14 protein-coding genes are annotated in these 20,401 nt (G+C 59.1%); 1 reads left to right on the top strand and 13 read right to left on the bottom strand.

Features of this window, described 5'->3' with window-relative positions; genetic code table 11:
* Positions 1-101: 101 nt before the first annotated feature.
* The 13 genes from DACI_RS30000 to DACI_RS29960 all read right to left on the bottom strand — a co-directional run bounded on the left by DACI_RS30000 (position 102) and on the right by DACI_RS29960 (position 19,955).
* A complete protein-coding gene (locus DACI_RS30000; protein WP_404825864.1) occupies positions 102-2,852 on the bottom strand; it encodes a fimbria/pilus outer membrane usher protein in 2,751 nt (916 codons plus the stop codon).
* A gap of 255 nt (positions 2,853-3,107) precedes the next feature.
* Entirely contained in the window at positions 3,108-3,890 is a 783-nt protein-coding gene (locus DACI_RS29995) for a fimbrial biogenesis chaperone (protein WP_012207734.1), read from the bottom strand.
* Positions 3,891-3,994: 104 nt separating this feature from the next.
* Complete coding sequence (locus DACI_RS31725) at positions 3,995-4,549, bottom strand: fimbrial protein (protein ID WP_012207733.1); 555 nt, start codon at positions 4,547-4,549, stop codon at positions 3,995-3,997.
* A gap of 806 nt (positions 4,550-5,355) precedes the next feature.
* Positions 5,356-8,406 (bottom strand): fimbria/pilus outer membrane usher protein, encoded by a 3,051-nt coding sequence (locus tag DACI_RS29990; protein WP_043783001.1) that lies wholly within the window; start codon positions 8,404-8,406, stop codon positions 5,356-5,358.
* Between the two features lie 274 nt (positions 8,407-8,680).
* The gene (locus DACI_RS29985; protein WP_012207731.1) at positions 8,681-9,442 is read right to left on the bottom strand and encodes a fimbrial biogenesis chaperone; all 762 of its coding nucleotides are present in this window, start codon (positions 9,440-9,442) and stop codon (positions 8,681-8,683) included.
* A 113-nt stretch (positions 9,443-9,555) separates the two neighbouring features.
* Positions 9,556-10,143: a fimbrial protein gene (locus tag DACI_RS29980; RefSeq protein WP_012207730.1), complete on the bottom strand. Its 588-nt coding sequence runs from the start codon at positions 10,141-10,143 to the stop codon at positions 9,556-9,558.
* Between the two features lie 643 nt (positions 10,144-10,786).
* Positions 10,787-11,584, bottom strand: coding sequence for an HAD-IIB family hydrolase (locus DACI_RS29975; RefSeq protein WP_012207729.1), 798 nt, complete (start codon positions 11,582-11,584; stop codon positions 10,787-10,789).
* Between the two features lie 86 nt (positions 11,585-11,670).
* Complete coding sequence (locus tag DACI_RS29970; protein ID WP_012207728.1) at positions 11,671-13,545, bottom strand: hypothetical protein; 1,875 nt, start codon at positions 13,543-13,545, stop codon at positions 11,671-11,673.
* Positions 13,546-13,596: 51 nt separating this feature from the next.
* Positions 13,597-14,556, bottom strand: coding sequence for a glycosyltransferase family 2 protein (locus DACI_RS29965; RefSeq protein ID WP_012207727.1), 960 nt, complete (start codon positions 14,554-14,556; stop codon positions 13,597-13,599).
* Between the two features lie 9 nt (positions 14,557-14,565).
* Positions 14,566-14,913, bottom strand: a complete 348-nt coding sequence (locus DACI_RS31720; RefSeq protein ID WP_012207726.1) for a DMT family transporter — start codon at positions 14,911-14,913, stop codon at positions 14,566-14,568.
* Positions 14,914-15,243: 330 nt separating this feature from the next.
* Positions 15,244-16,281 (bottom strand): hypothetical protein, encoded by a 1,038-nt coding sequence (locus DACI_RS31715; protein ID WP_157059713.1) that lies wholly within the window; start codon positions 16,279-16,281, stop codon positions 15,244-15,246.
* A gap of 26 nt (positions 16,282-16,307) precedes the next feature.
* A complete protein-coding gene (locus DACI_RS32325) occupies positions 16,308-18,281 on the bottom strand; it encodes a hypothetical protein (protein ID WP_157059712.1) in 1,974 nt (657 codons plus the stop codon).
* A 48-nt stretch (positions 18,282-18,329) separates the two neighbouring features.
* Complete coding sequence (locus DACI_RS29960) at positions 18,330-19,955, bottom strand: peptide chain release factor 3 (protein WP_043782999.1); 1,626 nt, start codon at positions 19,953-19,955, stop codon at positions 18,330-18,332.
* A 288-nt stretch (positions 19,956-20,243) separates the two neighbouring features.
* On the opposite strand from DACI_RS29960, the gene kdpF reads away from it, so the two are divergent.
* Entirely contained in the window at positions 20,244-20,342 is a 99-nt protein-coding gene (gene kdpF / locus DACI_RS29955) for a K(+)-transporting ATPase subunit F (RefSeq protein WP_034397326.1), read from the top strand.
* Positions 20,343-20,401: the final 59 nt, after the last annotated feature.

Here is a 20,401-nt window from a genome sequence, read left to right as displayed (position 1 = left end):
GCTGAATGAAAAGGCGGTTCTTGGATTTCAATATCGCAGGGCAGGTGACCGGCGGACCGCGTGCCGGAAAGGGGGTGGGCACCGCCATGTACCGCGTCGGTTCAGACGCCGACCGAGGCCTGGGCGTGCGTTGGCGAGTCCCGCAATTTACCCACCAGGCTGCGATCGATCCGCAGGCCAGGGCTGTTGTCTGCCTGGCCGTCCGGCGCCAAGGGCGGTTGCGCCTGGCCCGTGTACTGCTTCGCATCGGCCGTGGTGCGCAAGACACTGATGCGCAGGCTCAGCCGCAAATCGCCAAGATGCTTCTCGGCCTGGAAGGGCAGGCTGGACTGGCGGATGGCGATGGGGCGCGAGGTCTCGGCTCTGTGTGTCAGCGCGGCCTGATGGGACGGCGCTGCGGCAAGATGGGACGGCACGCAGTGCAGGTCCATGCTGGCTGGCACACGGGAGCCGGTGGAGCGCTCCCGCGCCGGCAGCGAATAGGCCATGCTGCAATGGGCCGTGCCATCGCCGGCCTTCCACTGGGCGTGCAGCTGCCCCTGGTCCGACAGGCCGCGCAGCATGAGCTTGCCGGCTTGGCCGACCATGCCCAGGTCCTTGCCGCTCTCGTCCGAGACGACGGCGCCGAAAGGCACGGGCGACGTGTCCGCCTGCGTCAGGCGCAGCACGGCTGAGCGGCTGTAGCTCGTCTTGAACACCACCATGGCGGCGGCACCGGCCACCGGTGCGACGCGCCGGTTGGCCTCCTGCAGTTCCACATCCATGGACATGCCCTTGGGGTCCAGCGACACCTCGTTCATGGCATAGGGTGTCATGTAGGGCACCACGGCATAGCCCCGTGCATCGATGCGTACACCGGGCGCATTGGTGAGGCGCGCGCCCTCGGCATGCGGGGCCTGCACGATGGCGAAGGTCTCGCCCAGGGGCTGCGACAGCGTGACCCCTCCGGGGTGGGCGACCAAGGCGCCGCGCGCGCCCAGTGACAGTTGCTGGCCGGCCCGGCCCGCGCTCACGCTGCCGCTGAACAGCGTGTACGGGCGGCGGTAGAGGGCATTGGCGCCTGCATTGAGGCGCGATCCCTGGTTGCCGCTGCTGCCGTATTCGGCATTCAGGCCATAGGAGAGATCGCTGCCGGCCTGCCCGTAGGTGCTGGCCTGCAACTGGTTGCCGCCGCGCGAGTCATGTGTGAAACGGCTCATGACTCTGGGCTTTCCCGCCCCCAGCGGAATCGTCACCCCTGCGTACAGCTGCGTGCTGGGGCGGCCCCAGGCATCGCGCTGGCGCGAGGCCGACAAGTTGTAGGGAACGCCCAGCCACGAGCTGCTGTAGTTGAGCGTGTAGTCCACGCGGCGGCCCGCGCGGTTCCAGTAGTTGTCCATGGAGGCGGAAATGCTCAGGTTGCCCCCTTGCTCGCCCAGGCGCTGGCTCAGTGTCATTGCGGCGCGCGTGCGCGGGCGCGACAGCGGGGGCGGTGCGCCGCTGGCAGCGGGCCGGGTCAGGTCGCGCGCCCGCATGGCCTCGTTGATGCCGAAGAACCCGTTGGTGGAATAGCGGTAGGCAGCCAGGGTGATGCCCGTGCCGGACTCCGGGAAGGTCTTGGCGTAGGTGACTCTCAGGCTTTGCCCCGAGTAGCTGCGGTCATGGGGGATGCGGGTGCTGGCGTGTGTGAGGTCCAGGCCAAAGGCACCCCATGGTGTATTGAACACGGCGCCCACCGTGGGCGAGAAATAGCCCTTGGCGACCGTGGCGCCGCCATAGGCCGTGAGCATGTTCGAGAAGCCGTACTGCCAGCCTGCCTGCGAGAAGAACGGAGCGCTCTCACGCAGGCCGCGCACCGCGCCCGCTGTGAGGCTGTAGCGGTGCTGGCCCTCGCGCAACGAACGAGGAACGGCCGCATAGGGCACCGAGAAGGAACGCACGGAGCCGTCGGCCTCCTCGATGTCCACCTGCAGGTCGCCGCCATAGCCGGTGGGGTACAGGTCATCGATCACGAAGGCGCCCGGTGCCACCGTGGTCTCTTGCAGCTTGATGCCGTTCTGGCGGATGACCACCCGGGCGTTGGAATTGGCCACGCCGCGCACCACGGGCGCGAAGCCGCGCTGCGACTCGGGCAGCATGCGGTCGTCCGTGCGCAGCCGCAGGCCGCGGAAGGAGACCGAGTCCATGATCTCCCCGTCGGTGTAGGTGTCGCCCAGGATCAGTTGCGATGACCAGTCGGCGATGTCGCGCTGCGCATAGGCCGAGATGCTCTGATAACGGCTCGGTCCCTGATCGCTCCAACTGAACGAGCCACTGTGCCGGAAATGCCAGCGCGCATAGTTGAAGCCGCTGTTCAGGCCCAGGTAGCCCTGGGTGCTGCTGCCCGCTGGCCCGCCGCGCGCATGGTAGGTGTTGAAGTCATAGCCGAGCGTGCCGGTCGTCACGCCCGCGTTCCACTGCTCCGGACTCACGTAGCCGCTTGCCACGCGCCGCATCAGGATCTGGGGAATGCTCACATCCAGTCGTTGCAAACCTACGTTGAAGCTTGCGGAAGCGCCGGGGACGACCTTTTCAATGCGCAGGCACGCTGGGTCTCCATCCACAACATCCTCGTTCGCCGGCAGGCTCGCCATGTCAATGTCCATTTGCTCCAGCAGGGACATGTTGAAGCAGGGCTGGGCACTGGCACCCCGACTGCGTTGAGTGAACCGCACCTCGGTGCGGGCCATCCAGTTGCCGTTGACCAGAAGGTCCGGGTTGTAGAGACCCGGTTCCACAGAATTACCCTCTGCAAAACGCAAGACATCGATCCCGTCGCCTCCTCGCAGAAAGCTGCTGTTGAATTCGATGTGCTGTGCGCGTGCGGGCGGCATCCTGCCGGCGGTGTGCTCTGTTTGCGAGGCGCGCATATCCATTTGCCAACAGGCCAGTACTGCCAGCAGCAAGGCATGTAGTGGTTTGGCCTTGAACGGGAAACAGCCTGGCTTCCGTACCCTGTCGGCTTTTTTCTTCATAGCAATCCCTCTCGATGGACATGCCTTTTTTTGCACCTGCTGCACCGTGCTGCCTACCTCGGCCAGTCACGCGTGACCGGCATGGAGGCTTTCGGTGCTGCGTCAGGGATTCGGCTACCGTCGGCGCCCAAGTTCGACCCTGTGGCCCTCGGCACCACCCCAGTCGTTGAGGCTGGTGTAGACCACGACTGCGTCCGCGGGAAGCTCCTTGGGTAGTTGTTCGTTTTCGGCGGGCTTCTGGAATGCAAACTTTGCCGTTTCTCCTGGCAGCACATGTCCTACATTCATCTTGAAACTCTGGCCAGCTGCCTCTACGGCGATATGGCCCAGATTGGCGACATATGCGGTCGGATTACGGGCCTGAAGTACGGCCTGCCCGTCTCGGGTCGTGCTCGCGGACCACTGCAACTGCTCAGGCGCATCCTTCGGTTCGCCCGGAAGGCCCTTGGGGCGATATATCAGCTTGATGCGCGTGCGAAAGGCCAGTGCGAGGCTGCCCTGGGAGCCTTTCGCGTTCTCGGTCTTGGGCGGCACGTCCAGCACGTTGATCCAGAACAATGACTCTCTGTCTTGGAGTAGGGGCTGGCCGGAATGGATGATGCGCAGCATCTGCTGGTCCGAGGCTTCCAGGCGGGTGAGCGACGGCGCGATCACAAAGGGCACATCTATGCCCTCGGGCGCCATATCTCCATCGCCCGTGTCCAGCCATGACTGCACCAGCGATGGCAATTTTCCTTCATTGGAAATCTTGAGGGTGGCTTCCGTCTCGTCGCCTGAAAATATGACCCGTGTTCCATAGAGGACGAGGCTGGCATGCGCCGGGAGGCTGCAAAGCAGCAATGAGGCAATGGCCAGAAAATATGGCAATCGGCAAGGTCCGCGATTTTTTCCCGGCATAGGAAATCCTGATTTTCTGTATATGAGAGAAATGCCACAGGCATGGGCGGTGAGTGCGCCAGCCACCAGAAGGTGGCCGGCGCTTCTCTGAGGCGGTGGACTGCCTATTGATAGTTCATGGTGAAAGTCGCTTCAGCATTCGCCTCTCCTGAGGCAAGGGGCACGGCAGCCACGTAGTACCTGGCGATGTAGTTGAGCGTATTGGTTCCTGATTGCAGGTTGACAGGCGCAGACGGGCCGCTCAGATCCCAGATGGCCGTTGTCGAGTTGTTCTCCAGTAACTGGATGTCGGCCGTGGCATTGCTCGTATTGATGCGGCCGTTCCTGATGGGGCCATCAAAACGGACCGTGGCAGTGGTGGGCTGATTGTTCGCTCCTGGGGTTGAGCAGCCATCCAGCCTGATGGTGATCGTTCTCTGATGGGCGGGAAGAGCAACGTTGCCCACGGCGCCACCGCCAGACGTGAAACCGCGGTCATTGGGAGGGACGATACCGAAATCGATCTTCTGGTCTCGACTTCCCAGATTGACGATGCAAGTGACAGGAGAAATATTTCCTGTGAATCTGACGATTCCACTCTGAGTGGATTGCGCATGGACAGAACTCAGTGCAAGCAAGGACAAGCCCGCAACCGAAAATTTCAATGCAGAAAATTTCATATTTATGCCTGATGAAATTGAGTTTGATGAATATGGTGGATTGAAGTAATGATCTTGTTTGAAACTTTTTTCTTTGACGCACCTCCATTTTTGATTTGATATTGGATATTTTTGAATGATTCCAGATATCGATGGCTATAGAGTTGCTGCTGCTGAAAGTTGCAGGTAATATATTTTTTTATGCGTCAATTGGGTGTGGCTGAAGAGGCTTTTTGGGAATATGAATTGACGGTGGATTGTTCTCGTTGATGACGAGATTTCGAAGAATCAGATTCTGATTCTTGGCAATTTATCTGATCGGCTTATTGTCAACACATGCTCGCTGAAATGAAATTGGATAATTCTGAATTTCGCGATTTTCTCTCTAGGAATTCCCTGATTTTTTGAGCGAATTTATCGGGATTCCCTAGGAATAGTCCTATCTTTTCTTCAATTGCTTACGAATTGGTGATCCGAACTGTGCGTGCGCGGGTCCAGAAATGGCGGGGCAAAGCCTTGCGGGAAGGCTGTCGCCTATGGGTTGGGGGGATCTGCGATGCAGCTGATGCCGGCAGACAAGCCGACGATGCTCTTTGCGAGAAGAGCAAGGTCTCGGCTGTGCCGCCCTGCGGCACAAGGCCCGCAGTCAATCTTGCGGGTATTGATGAACAGCGTTTGGGCAGTGACGGCAAATAGCTGCATGCCGATGGCTACCCGTACCAACGTATCTGCAGTCGGCGCGGGAGTCGGAAATGGAAGCCTGCCGGTGCAGGCAATCAACGTGGCCCTGCATTGGCAGCGGCCCATTTGGGCTGCTTTTCCGGTGCTTATGTCTGATCGGCCGATGCCAGGACCCTGATCTTCAAGCTGGGCTGAAGAACCGCTATCGGGTGGCTGGCCTTGGCGTCGCGAATCGGGGAATCCGAGGAGGCCTTGCTTTGAAGCGGGGTACTCCTGTCGCCCTTGTCGGCTGCCAGATTGCCGGAAGGTAGCGCGCTGATCCTGATGCTCATGCGCAGGCCGTCAAGCGTGCGCTCAAGCGCCGCCCTTTCAACTTTGGCGGCCTGTGCAGATGGCCTCGCCCGTGTATCGGGCTGGGCACCCGCCATCGTCATGGCGGAAGTGGAATCTGTTGCCTTGAGCGCAGGCGTGGAGTGCGGCGGCGCCGATGCTGCCATGACCGTCTGGGTGGACAAAGTGGCTGTGTTCCTCACTTCGGCAGGCATTGCCGCGTTGGCAGGATTGGAGGTGGCCGCCACCATCACAGGCACCAGGTTGCTGCTGGCCACGCAGGGCAGTTCCAGGCTTTGCGGCGGCTGGTAGGTGGTGCTGCGCTTTCTTTCAGGAAGGGTATAGGAGAGGTTGCAGCCCACCATGCCGGTGTCGGTCTTCCATTGCACCTGCAGCTCGCCCTGGTCTGACAGCCCGCGCGCCAGAAGCTTGCCGGCCTGGCCGATCATGCCCAACTCCTTGCCGTCCATGTCCAGCACGCTGGCGCCAAAGGGCACAGGCATGTTGCCGGCCTGCCGCGCGCGGATCACGGCCGAGCGGCCATAGGCTGTCTTGAACACCAGCAGCGGCACTGCGCCGGCCAGCGGCGCGACGTGCTGGCTGGTTTCCTTGAGTTCCACGTCCGTCGACAGGCCCTTGGGATCGATGGAGACCTCGTTCATCGAGAACGGCGTCAGATACGGGACGACGGCATAGCCCCGGCTGTCCACCTTCACGCCGGGCGCGTTGTTGATGCGCGCGCCTTCCGCGTTCTTGGCCTCCACGATGGCAAAGGTGTCAGATACCGATTGCGACAGCGTCACGCCGCCCGGGTGGGCCACGATGGCGCCACGCGCGCCTACCGAGAACTGCTGGTAGCCGCTGCTGGCGCTGACGCTGCCGCTGAGTTCGGTCTGCGATGCGCGGTAGGTGGCGTTGGCGCTGGCACTGGTGCTGCTGCCATTCATGCCACCGGTGTTGTGGTTGGCGCTGAGGCCGTAGGAGATGGCGTTGTCGTCGCCCAGCAGCCCGGACAGATTGGCCTGGGCCTGCACGCGGCCGCGCGAGTCGCGGTTGGTATTGGTGGAGAGCATCATGCCGCGCTCCATGCTGAGCGGAATCGACAGGCCCACGTGCAGGAACGTGTTGGACTGTCCCCAGGCATCGCGCTGGCGCGCCGCAGAGAGGTTGTAGGAGATGTTGCGGAACGAGTTGCTGTAGCCAATGGCGTAGTCGACGTTGGAGCCCTGGCGGTTCCAGTACTTGGCAGTGGACGCCGTGAGGCTGAGGCTGCCTCCCCCGGGGCCAAACTGCTGGCCCATGACCAGGGAGGCGCGGTTGCGAGGCCGGTACAGGTCCGTGGAGGGCCGTAGCAGATTGGCCTGATCCCGCGCGCGCATGGCGTCGTTGAGGCCGAAGAATCCGTTGGTGGAGTAGCGATAGGCGGCAATGGCCACGTGGGTGCCGGTCTGCGCAAAGGACTTGGCGTAGCTGGCACGCAAGCTCTGTCCGGAAAAGGAGCCATCATTGGGAATGCTGGTGGAGGCGTGCGTGATGTCTGCACCAAAGGCACCCCAGGGCGTGGTGAGCGCCGCGCCAATCATGGGCGAGATATGGCCCTTGGCCACGGACACACCTCCGTAGCCGGTCAGCATGTTGGTGAAGCCGTGCTGCCAGGTCGCCTGCGAGAACAGCGGCGAGGTATTGGGCAGGTGGCGCACCACGCCCGCCGTGAGGCTGTAGCGGTCCTGCCCCTCGCGCAGCGACAGCGGCACGGCCGCGTAGGGCACGGCAAAGCTGCGCACGGCGCCATTGGCCTCGGTGATGCTGACTTGCAGGTCGCCGCCGTAGCCGGTGGGGTAGAGGTCGTTGATGACGAAGGCGCCGGGCGCCACCGTGGTTTCGTAGAGCTTGATGCCGTTCTGCGTGATGGTGACTCGGGCATTGGTGTTGGCCACGCCGCGCACCACGGGCGCGTAGCCGCGCTGGGAGTCGGGCAGCATGCGGTCGTCACTGTTCAAGCGTATGCCGCGAAACGAGGTGGAGTCCATCAGGTCGCCACCCGTGTAGGTGTCGCCCAGTATGAGCTGGGAAGACCAGTCGGCAATGTCGCGCTGTGCGTAGGTGGAGATGTTCTGGTAGTTGCCCCGTCCAGTGTCCGCCCAGCTGAAGGAGCCGTTGTGCCGGAAATGCCAGCGGTCGATGTTGACGCCGCCGTTCAGGCCCAGGTAGCTCTGCGTGGTGTTTTCTGCGTTGCTGGAGCGCCCGTGGTAGGTGTTGAACTGGTAGCCGAGCAGGCCGACAGGCACGCCGGCGCTCCATTGGTCGGGGCTGACATAGCCGCGCACCGAGCGGCGCAGCGAGGCCTGGGGCACGCTCAGGTCCAGTCGCTGCTTGCCGAAATCGAAACTGGTGAAGGCGCCCGCGATGATCTGGTCCAGCCGGTTGCAGCCACCGTCGGCCGCCAGCTTCAAGGCGGCCTCGGGCGGCAGGCGCGAGAGGTCGATGCCCACCTTCTCCAGCAGTGCTTTGTCCAGGCAGGGCAGCGCGTCCTGCGAGCCGGCCTGGGCCTTGAACTGCACTTCGCGGCGGCCAACCCAGTTGCCGTTGATGTAGATGTCTGGGTTGTAGCTGCCTGCCATGACCACGTTGGCGCGCGAGTAGCGCGAGACGTCAATGGTCTGCTTGCCGGTGTTCAGAAAGCTGGGGTCGAAGTCGACGGCAGCCGGCGTGGGCTGCCACTGGCCGGTGGACGTGGAGGTCGTGACTTCCTTGACCTGCTGCCCCTGCTGGGCCTCGGACTGCCAGCACACCAGCACGGAGAGCAGCAGCGCATGGCCGGGCTTCAGTTTGAAATATCCGGCAGGGCCTTGGCCTGGCCCCGGCATTGTTCCTTTTCCTTGCCTTGCATGCCGGCTTTTGATTCCCTTTTCTGAATCTGGAAAGACTGGCCTGATCATTTGCTTATCTCCTAATGCTGTGCGCCCGATGCAAAGCGAACGGCCAAGGCCGATGTGCCAGTCCCGGTAAAGAGACCGATGCAGTTTCGCTGGGTATTAACGCTGGGTATCGGTGTGCTGGCCGGACTGAAAATGCAGTGGCATTAGATAATCAGACCGGAGAGGACGGGGGATTCGCGTGGCTGTGCTCGCATTACCCTGTTTATTGGGCGGAATTGCCAATTCTGGCTTCGTGGTTGAGACTGGCACCCCAATCATTGATGCTGCTGAACATCACCGTGGCACCGGTTGCGCCAGCCATATTGACACCCGCAGGTTCCTTGATTGGGAAAGTGGCCACCTGGCCGGGAAGAACGGGCCCAACGCCTGCCTCGAAGGATTTGCCGTTGAGCTGCACTTCAACGCCAGCCACATTGACCACAAAGGCGCTGGGATTGCGTGCTTTCAATACGGGCTGGTTATTGGCGTCAACGCCTGCCGACCATTGAAGCTGGGCAGGCGCTTCCTGGGCGTTGCCGGGCAGATTGCTGGGCCGGTACATGAGCTTGACGCGAGTGCGAAAGGCGAACTGGAGATTGTTGGAGTCGCCTTCCATTTCCGCCTTGGGCGGGACGTCCAGCACGTTGAGCCAGAACAGGGATTCCTTGTCAGCAGGCAGTGCTTCGCCCGAATAGATGATGCGCAACGTCTGGCTCTTGCCCGCCTCGATGCGCATGATGGTGGGCGTGACGACGAAGGGAACGTCGATGTTCTCAGGCGATTCCTGGTTGTTGCCCTTGTCCAGCCAGGCCTGCACCAGGGCAGGTTTGCTGCCTTCGTTGGTGAGCTGGATGGTGGCTTCCTTCTCGCCACTGGGGAATATGATGCGCGTGCCCGTCAATGTCACGCTGGCCTGTGCCGCCGTTCCAAGAAGAAGGGACAACAGGACGGCAGCAAGCCCATATGAACGTTTGATCGTCAGCATCGGAGAACTCTCTGGGTTTTGAGCGAAAGAATGGGGCCGGGCCCATGTCAGGAAAGCAGAAGACACGGCATATCGACCACCGCAAGGCGGCCGATATGCCTGAAAGTCAGTGATTACTGATAGACCAGCGAGTAGGTCACCGAGGTGTCGGTACGGCCTGCGGTCACGGGGCCGGTGGCCACGTATTCGGAGGCGAAACGCATGATGGCCCGGCCATTGCCACCGACCTTGTTGTCGATGTCCACAAAGCGCGATTGGGCGGAACCGATCTTCAGGCGCTCGTTGTTGCTGGGATCCACGATGGCGATCTGGACACCGGAGGCCACGGTGGGCGCACCAGTACCGCTGGCCGCTGCGGGCTTGAGCATGCCGGTGACCAGGTCCACGTTGGGGCCGGCTTCGAAGAACACGGCGACCTTGGAGACGGGCGCTGTGGAGGTGGCGGTGGCCAGCTCACAGCCGCTGAGTTCCAGCGAGAACGCCTGGCGGCCGACCGTGGCACCCACGGTGGCCAGCTGGTTGTTCGCCACGTTGGGCAGCTTCACGCCGTCCTTGGCGGCGCCAGCGACCGTGGTGTCCACCTTGCAGGTGGTGGTGACCACCTCGCCCGTGAAGTTGATGGTGCCGTCTGCTGCTTGAGCGGTGTTCATGGTCATCATGACGAGGCCGGCAACCGATGTCAGCAATGCGATCTTTTTCATGGGTATTCCCTCGAGTTGAAGAGATAAATGAAATTCCAGCAGCGATGAATGCGCTGATGGAATAAGAGACTGTGTGAATGGTTGAGTGGTTAATAAATCATCAGTGTTCCATGTTCACCTCATCAATCCAATGGTTGGTAACTGCCAGCATGGTCAATGATCTGCAGGGGTTGCGATCATGCTGGAATAGGTGGTGGCGCTGACATGGAGAAATTGTTCGGATGAGGGAGCGTTGGCGAGGGATGGGCGAAGTTTGTTTCTCTGGCATGTTTGAAGTTGAATTGTTCAAATACACCAGTGCCCAATGGCGCGGATGGGGTGCAGGAGAGAATCTGTCAAAGAAAAAGGAGAAACAAAAACCTGTTCTTTGGGTATGTGATGGATTCTAGGTGTGCGCCGCCACTATATGAAATAGGGCGCATTCTGATAATTGATGCTTGATCTAGGAATAGTCCTAGATTCGCTCTGTCGAATGGGGAAAAGAGGGTGCACAGCCCGCCTGCGCCGGGCGGTTGGCTGTGCTGTGGGTGATGGTGTCTGCGGGGGGAGCGCGGGTCCCGCAGATCAGGAGGGGTCGATGGGGTAGTAGGCGAAAGCGAAGGCGCAGGCCTGCAAGGGCTGCACCGGCCCTCGGCCCTGTGGATCAGGGGCGCTGGGTCAGCAGGTACTGCGCCATTTCGGCAAAGCCGTCTCCACGCTCGGCCCGGGTGACGTGGCGAGGCAGGTGCTTGAGCTGGGGCACGAAGCGCGCGATGTTGGCCACGCCCACGCTGTGGGGCATGTGCTCGAACATGAGCTGGTCGTTGGTGGAGTCGCCGATGTAGATCCAGCGGTCCAGCGTGGCGTCGAGGTCGATGTCGAACAGCGTGCGCAGGATCCAGCGTGCGCCTTCGAGCTTGTTGTGCGCTCCGAACCAGCCGTTGATGTGGATGGAGCTGACGGTGGCGTTCATGCCCGCCGCCTTCATGATGGCCACGCAGCGGTCGATGTCCTGCTGGGGCATCTGGGTGAATTCGCTGTGATCCACGGCAATGTCGCATTCGCGGCCCGCCGAGTCGGTGGCGCGCAGCGCTCCGGGCACGGTGGCCTCGATCTCGGCCAGCACCTGCTGCATGCGCGCGTAGTTGGCGGTGCGTGTGGCCTCGTCCTGCTGGTAGAGCTTGTCCAGCCCGCCCTGCGCATTGCGCCGCAGTGCCACGGCGCCGTTCTCGGCCACGATGGCATCCACGGGCCAGGCCTGGGCAAAGGGCTCGCTCCAGCCCACGGGCCTGCCCGTGATCGGCACCACGCGCAGGCCGGACTGCTTGAGCCGGGCGATGGCATCGACGACATGGTCCGGCACCACACCCTCGGTGGTCAGGGTGTCGTCGATGTCGGTGAGGATGCCGAGCGGCGATGCGGGAGGTGTCCAGAGGGACAGCGGCTGGAGGGTTGTAGGCACGGTCGTCAAAATGCAAAAAGCCGCCCGGGGCGGCTTGTAAAAGGGCAGCGTTTGCGCGCACGGACCGTGCGCGCAAGGGCTCCATCCTACTGCCTGGCGAATTCGACGATGGCCTTGTAGAACTTGTCGGAGCCGTCCTTGGGGTTGTCTGGGGACAGCTCCATGCGGTTGACGCCGTGTTCGGCTGCGCCCTTGAAGCGCTGGTTGATCACCGAGAAGTAGTAGGGGCTGATGAAGGTGGCGCCTGCGTCGTAGTGGGCCTTCAGCGCGGCCAGGTGCGTTCCTTCCAGCTTCCATTGCTGGGGGTTGAATTCAGGTGCGCCATAGCCGCTGCCGATCTGGTGCTGCTTCATGAAACCGCGCAGCCAGTCGCTGTTGGTGGCACCGCCGTACATGTTCAGGCCCTGCTTCCAAGGTGCGTTGCCATCCAGGGTCTGGGTGGAGGCGAACAACTGCGGATTCCAGGAGGGATTCACATCGGGAATGATTTGGTGGGAGTAGAGCTTGGCTGCGGGCAGGCCGGCAGCAATGGCGCGTTCGTGGAACACCGCAAGCTGTGCGTACACCTGCGATTCGCGGTAGTGGTTCCAGTCGCGGGCCAAGGGGTTGTAGTAGACGTCCTGCAGTTGCGCCGGCATGTCGAGCCACGACCGCACGCCCTGCTTTTCCAGTATGGACGTGGGCGGCATCCAGCCGAGCCGCCGGGGGTACATGTTGACGATCTTGCCCTGATTGCGCGGAACGACAACGAAGTTGGCATTGGCCAACTGGTATTTGCGGCCCTTGGACTCGGCCACGACCTGGACGATGTGCTGTCCAGCGGACAGGTTGCTGAAGTCGAGGTTGTAGCGGAACCCGGTGTTGGGGCTGGTGATGTTGTCCACGGCGCGGTAGACGTCCAGCCGGTTGAGGCCGCGGGCCACGGGCCCTACCAGCTTGCCGTCCAGATAGAGATCCAGGCGCTCGATTGCCTGTTTTGGGTCCCACAGCCAGCCGCCCACGGGCAGTATGCCGTCGGCGAATGCGTCGTAGTGTTCACCGAAGCCGTTGAGCTTTTCCTTGCGTATGTCCTTGGAGGGGGCCGGAATGACGTCGAACGACGCGTAGTCCAGCCCGGTCTTCGCCTTGAATTGGGCAAGGTCCTTGTATTTGACCTGAAGCCATTGGCGAAAGCCTGCGACCGAGCCCGGGCTGTAGTCAGTGACACGGATGTCCTGATAGGCACCCATGCCGTTCTCGAAGTCCGGGAACATGTGGTGCAGCTCGCCCGGCAACGTGTAGGCAATGATGCGGTCCTGTACAGGCTTGGGCAGCTCCCGGATCTTCCTGGCCATGTATTCAAGTGCCTTGAAGCGGTAGTGATTGACGGGAACCGAAGCATCCGTCGAGAGCGTGTAGGGCAGGATGCGGTAGCCGAAATAACCCAATTCCAGAGGCTTGCCGTCGCGCAGCTGCATCAGGTTGACGGGGTCCTTGGCCAGCTCGGCGGCAATGGGGCCGACGGAGTCGAAATGGTCTGCCGAGAAATACAGCACGACCGGACGCTGCACCTTGCGGATGACGTTCAGGAAGCTGTCCACCTTGGCTTCGTCGATTTCCCAGCCCTTGGCCGTGCGCTGGTACAGCCCCAGCAATTGCAGCGTGGCGGTGTAGCCGATCTGCACGTTGCCCTTGGGGCCGCCTGGCTCCAGCGTGTCCAGCAGGCGGTTGACGGCAGCGGAGCCGTCCAGCTTGCGCTGCTGGCAGAAGGCATAGGCCTCGTCCATGGACTTGATCCTGGTTTCTGCAACGGCTTCATCGCACAGGAGCATGCCTTCCACCGTGGGCGCGATGACCAGGGGCTGGCCGCGCGTGGCACCAGAACCTGTCTGTGCATGGGTTGCCATGGATGCCAGGGCAAGGCCTGCGGCGATCAGCGTGGATGCATATGGAAGGTGGACGGTGCGAGGCAGGTGGGGCATGGATGGGATGGTGGACAGGACTGGATGTGGCAGGCCGCGAAGACGGCGCGGTCAGGCGACGGCTTCGTCTTCGAGGGACAGGCTGACCGGCTCGGTGGGCACGCTGCTCACGTCGTAGTGCAGAAAGGCGATCAGGCACTGGATGCCGATGATGATGGGCAGCGCCGCCAGCATGACGGTTCCGCTGGTGGCGGGATGGCTGGCGCCACCGATCCAATGCCAGAGACCGAACAAGGTGCCCAGCAGCACGAGCAGCACGCCGCTCAGGCTGTACAGCGTTCCCACGTTGAAGTCGCGTACCAGATAGTTGTAGACATAGCGCCGCCACAGCCGAGAGGCGTGCTTGCGCAGGAATTCGGGCAGCACCTTGCCTATCCTGAGGTTGGACTCTTCATCGGCATAGACCGAATCCATGGGCACATCCTTGACGACGGCGCGCACTGTATTCAGGCGGAACAGCATGTCGGTCTCAAAGAAGTAACGGCTTTCCAGCTTGTCCAGCGGCAGCTCGGCCAGCACGCAAGTGCGCACGGCGGTGTAGCCATTGGTGGGGTCCATCACGTTCCAGTAGCCGCAGCTGAGCTTGGTCATGAAGGACAGCACGGCATTGCCGAACAAGCGTACCGGCGGCATGTCCTGTACCGACTCAGGCCGGTAGAAGCGGTTGCCCTTGGTGTAGTCGGCCTGGTGGCGCAGCAGGGGACGCACGAACAGCGGCAGCAGCGAGGGGTCCATCTGGCCGTCGCCATCGATCTTCACCACGATGTCCATGCCATCGGCAATCGCCGCCTTGTAGGCCGTGACGATGGCGCCGCCCACGCCCCGGTTCTCGGGGTTGTAGAGCACGCGCACGCGTGGGTCTGTGTTGTTCTCCTCGATGAAGCGTCCGCTGCCGGCAGGGCAGGCGTCGTCCACGGCATATATGGCCTCGACTTCGGGGCCGATGGCGTTGATGACACCGAGCACATGCTGGGTGACCTTGTAGCAGGGGATGGCGACGGCGATACGCAAAATTGACCTCTACTTAGTTGATGCAATAGCTACACCTGCCATTATGAGCGCGCCACCGGCAAATGTTCTCCAGTGCAATGGCTCATTGAATATCACCCATGCGAGAGTAGGGACGATCAGAAATGCCAGGCCCATGAAAGGGTATGCCATATGCAGAGGGGCATGGCGAAGAATCCAGATCCATCCCAGGGTGGTGAACCCGTAAAGGACTAGAGAGGAAAAAAGCCAACCATTGAAAACCCAATCAATAATTTGAGGATTTTCCGGTAGCGCAGTGGCGGCTTTCTTGAATAATAATTGTCCAATTGATATGCAAACCACACACAATAATGTTAGTAATGTCAATATAGGTGTCATACGATTATTTTTGTGTATTAATGCCATGATTTTTCATCTGTAGTATTGGCAAGAATACTAGTGTGATTGTGAAAAATGGAAGTATGTATCGGTATTCGCCCGCGATAGAGAATAGAAAAATCCCGCCTAGTTGCACTATCATGGGGATGGAAATTAAAAGAAGCGATTTATTGCATTTTGTGATGCCTTTGCGCATTGCTATGAACAGTAATGCAATGCCAAGAAAAGGTGTCCACAAAAGCCAGCGAATATTGTAGCTGACTTCGAATTCATTGAATAATAATTTCTCTGCGTCAGTGAGTTTAAAAATCCGGTATTCTGATCTTGATTTTATGATCTTGATTTTATGATCTTGATGACTTGCTCGGCATAGGTATGGCTTGGTAAGCCTCCTTGTGCAAAAGCCGAAGTCAGAAATATATTGACTCTGCTGGACAAAAATGCCGGGATATTTCTCCATAGGTTGTACCTGAAAAATTCGCGGATGATAATTTTTCTTTCTGACCGTGGGATGTTCAATACCTGAGGTCCATCCGATTTGAATACCAGTGGGTCCCAATAATCTCGGTCATAATTTTCCAGATAGACTTGGAGTGGTTTATGCTTTTCCATGGCATCCACGGTTTTTTGTGAAACGCGTGGGGATGCCACCCAAAGATTCATGGGGCGAGGCTGTAGGAAATTGACGGTTTCATATATGACCAAAGGATACAGTGAGCCATGGCTCCTATTGGGGTGAGCTGAATTGATTAGGCCTATCAGAAGGCAGTTCAATGCCAGCAGTGTTGTGAGAAATACACTTGCTCTTCGATTTTGCTTCCACAGCCACAAAGCAAGCACGGCAACGGGCACTAAAAAAATTATGCCATTTGGACGGCTAAATGCTGCAAATGGAATTACAAGGATCAGTAGTAGGGAGGTTTTTGATATTTTTTTGCTCTCGGAAATGATCCACAGTTCGAAAAGCAAGCCGGCAATAGCAATCGAGTAAACACCATCCGGATACAAGGTTCCTATGAAGAATATGGCTTGCGGAGCAGTGCAGATAAAGACGAATAGAAAGATTGCAGTCTTCTTTAGTCCCCGGCTCCAGGTCCAGCTCAATATTCTCGTCTGAATGATGGCGGACAAAAGCATAATGACCCCGATGGGGGCTTCAACATGCTCATGGCCGCTGTAGAAAAGTTTTACGAAGAAATACCAGAACGCAGGTTTTCCGGAAGCCTGATTGATGGGGTCGTTGACCTCCAACAGAATTGCAATGCTGTCTTGTCCCAGGACACCCGGCCAGAAAACCATCAGCCAAAATCCATAGATGGCTGTGAGTAGAGTAAGAAAAGCCAGGAAGGATTTGGTTTGAGCCTTCATTCCATCTGATGACTGAGAGTCTCTGATCATTGTGGATTTTCACGCCTATATACGTTGATGGGCGTGCCGTGTTTTATGAAAGCATCTGCCGCCTGGGGCATGGTATTTTGGAGCAGTTCTATCGCACTCCATGTCACCTTGCTGCCTTTCGGACAATTGAATGTAGCCTCCAGAAATCCCTCGCCAGCAGGCCTGAGTTGATGATTTCCAAAAATCGCATAGGTGTGCAATGCACCATCAGGCTTGGTATCTATTTCCGTAGATGTACGAAATCCAGGTCGCACCTGATGTGCATTGGTCAAAGAGATGTTGACCTTTTTGCACGAGTTGGAAGCATCTGGTGCGGGAGTCAAGGAAAACCGCATTCTCCATAACATATCCAGGACCATGTAGTGAGACAGGGTGTCATAGTTGTGCGAAGGCAAAGGAATCCTGAGTTTGGCGGGAGATTCTTCGAGAACCCAGGTGTCTTCGGAAGCCTGGGTTGCGCCCACCGCTGTCATAGTGCCAAAACGCGCATTGTTGAAGATGACTGATGTAGGCCCCGGACGATGAGGATCCATTCCCCATTCTTCGTGGCGTATTGAATACTTTGTAATTGCCGGGGGAAGTGTTATAAGCAAACCGATAATTGCAATGCGAGAGACAACCCAGCGTATATTGGAATATGGATTTTCCTGTATTGACCAATTGGGATTGAATATGATGCCGAGACTTACCCCGCACGCCAGTATAATCCATGGTTCCATGGAATATAAATTATAGCGATCGTTGTAGAGAATAGGCGTCAGTTGCACGGCCATTGCAAATGGCATGAGCAAGAGCGGGAAAAACAGAAGCGCCCGAGATGTATTGTTGTCATCTGTGGATTGGATTTCTGTCTCACGGCGTTTCTTTATCCGATGCTTTATGAAAATGAATGTGGCAGTCAATATGGCTATCCATTCAAATATCCTGAATGGTCTTAAGCCGGGTTCACCCAATAATTCTGGAGTGCTGTAAAGCAGCCAGGATTTGAGCTTGTATCCGAAGAATCTGATATTGTCCGAAAATTCAGTGTTCTTTATGATTTCAAGGGCGACACGTCTGTTAATTTGATCTGATTCAAGAGCGAGGGGGTTTCCCTTGGTTTGAGGGGCAACGGTTCCAGCAATTGCACCCGCATCATAGGCAAACCCTGAGAAAACGGGCTCGAGTCCTGCTTTGAGTGGACTTACTCCATAGTAAATGCCGGTGCCCGCACCTGTTCCAATAGACCAAACGTTGAAGTATGTGCCGTTTTTTATAATCACCAGAATCGGAAGAGCCAGTGCCATGATCAATGCAGTACTCAATTGTCGGCAGATAGTGATCTTTTTGATGTCTGCTGTCTTGGCGGCGTATTTCCAGTATATTCCTGCAAAAATTAATAATGCCAATATTCCCACAGTGAAGAATTGCAGTATGGGGCGTGTAAGTAGGGTGACTGTGAGACCGAATGCCAAAAATCCGGCGCACACTTTTCTTAGTCTGGGTGTGAGTGCATACTCTATAGCAGACGTGATGAGAACAAGTAGCCCAAAAAGATACAGTGACTCTGTAAGGACGTGAGGGGCGTAATAGACGATGGTTGGATGGAACACCAGGAGATAGCTGGATGCCATTCCTGCGACCCATCCGGCCAAGCGATAACCGCAATACCACATCAAAAATACGCAGGCTAGAAATAGAGCACAGTTTGCAATTTGATTTGAAATGGGGTCTGCTGACCAAAGGGCAGGCCACAAATATCCCAGCGGAGCCACGTTATAGCTCAACTGATCTTTTGTTAGAAAATGCCATGGCGCGGCAAGCAGACCGCGGGCTGCCGGTAGATAGGTTTGCTGTGCATCACCATTCAGTACGGAGCCTGCAGGAGGGAAGAACTGAGCAAGTCTTTTTTGGGCCGATAAGAGAATCCAGATTAGCCAGATGAATGAAATAAATGGTATCCAAATTTTTTTGATATTGCGATTCAACATTCCTGCGTCCAGCGTCACTAATTCGGTGAAAAAGAAAAACCGCAGCTGTTACCCTACTTGCAACGCCAACCCCGCATGCTCGCGCAGCGGATGAAAGTGAATCTTCGGAAACCGCTCCTGCGCCAATCGCACGTCATACGGCGAGGTGCACAGATAGGCCAGCGTATCGGCAGCATCGCGCGCCATGCGCAGCGGGTAGGCGTTCTCGAATTCGCGCAGTTCGGCCGGGGTGTCGGCCGTGATCCAGCGTGCGCCGGTGTACTGGCAGCCTTCCAGGCGGATGTCGCAGTCGTATTCGGCGTTCAGGCGGTGCTGGACGACTTCGAATTGCAGCTGGCCCACGGCGCCCAGCAGCATGTTGCCGCCAGCCTCGGGCTTGAAGACCTGGATGGCGCCTTCCTCGCCCAGCTGCATCAGGCCCTGCTGCAGCTGCTTGGTGCGCAGCGGGTTCTTGAGCACCACGGTCATGAACATTTCCGGGGCGAAGAAGGGCAGGCCTGTGAATTGCAGGTTGGTGCCGTCGGTGATGGTGTCGCCCAGCTGGACGCCGCCGTGCGTGGTGAAGCCGATGATATCGCCCGCATAGGCTTCTTCCACGGCCTCGCGGCGCTGGCTCATGAAGGTCACGACGGAGGTGGGGCGCAGCTCCTTGGCAGTACGCTGGACCTTCATCTTCATGCCGGGTGTGTACTTGCCCGAGGCCACGCGCACGAAGGCGATGCGGTCGCGGTGGTTGGCATCCATGTTGGCCTGGACCTTGAAGACCACGCCGGAGAAGCCTTCGTCCTCGGGCTGGATGATCTTTTCCACAGGCTGCTTGTTGACCAGCAGCGAGCTTTTGCGGGGGCCGGGCGGGGGCGACATGTCGACCACGGCGTCCAGCACTTCCATGACACCGAAGTTGTTCACGCCGGAGCCGAAGAAGACCGGCGTGAGCTTGCCTGCCAGGAAGGCCTCGTGGTCCCAGGGGGCCGAGGCGCCCTGGGCCAGTTCCATGCTTTCCAGCGCATCGTCGAAGGACTGGCCGAAGCGCGCGCGCAGCTTGTCGGCCTCGGCCAGGGGGATGGCCTCGAAGTCCTGCGGGCGGCGTTCGCTGCCGGGCTGGAACACCGTCATGGTCTGGGTGAGCAGGTTGATGATGCCGCCGAACTGCCGGCCCTGGCCCACGGGCCAGGTGACGGGGCAGCAGGGCATGCCCAGTTCGCGCTCGACTTCGTCGAGGATGTCCAGCGGATCGCGCACTTCGCGGTCCATCTTGTTGACGAAGGTGATGATGGGCGTGTCGCGCTGGCGGCAGACCTCGATCAGGCGGCGGGTCTGCGATTCCACGCCGTTGGCGGCATCGATGACCATCAGCGCCGAGTCCACGGCCGTGAGCACGCGGTAGGTGTCTTCCGAGAAGTCCTTGTGGCCGGGCGTGTCGAGCAGGTTGACCACGTGATCGCGGTAGCTCATCTGCATGACCGAGCTGGCCACCGAGATGCCGCGCTGCTTTTCGATTTCCATCCAGTCGGAGGTGGCATGGCGGCTGGCCTTGCGGCCCTTGACGGCGCCCGCGATCTGGATCGCGCCCGAGAACAGCAGCAGCTTTTCGGTCAGCGTGGTCTTGCCCGCGTCGGGGTGGGAAATGATGGCAAAAGTCCGGCGGCGCCGGGTTTCAGAGGCGTATGACACAGTATTGAAAGCGCAAAGGCAGGGCGGTGCCTGCCAGGAAAGGGAGACGTAATGTCTGTCGCGGGCGGCCATTGGGCATGGAGCCAAGCGAGGCCGCAAATGGCCGCCATTCTACTTTCGCACTGGAAATATCGGCGAACAGGGATGTAAGTCGTGCCCCTGGTTTCTTGATGCCGTCTTGATACGGCATGCCGCAATCTCAATCCGCTTTTGACAGCCCCGGCCCTAGAGTTTTCCCCATCGCAACAACAGGTGCCGCCATGCGGCGCCGATGCGGGAGAAATTCCTATGACCCTGACCGAAATCACCGGATGGCTGGGCGCCCTGGGCGCTCTGGCTCTGTTTGTCTACCTGGGATACGCATTGCTGCGGCCCGAGCAGTTCTGAGGTGGCGCAGATGCAAGACCTGATCTTTATCGCCCTGAGCCTGGGCTGCTTCGGGGGCC

The sequence above is a fragment of the Delftia acidovorans SPH-1 genome (assembly GCF_000018665.1).
GTDB classification, from domain to species: Bacteria; Pseudomonadota; Gammaproteobacteria; order Burkholderiales; family Burkholderiaceae_C; genus Comamonas; species Comamonas acidovorans.
The sequence above is the reverse complement of the archived record's forward strand: the minus strand, read 5'-3'. Positions and strand labels throughout refer to the sequence as shown.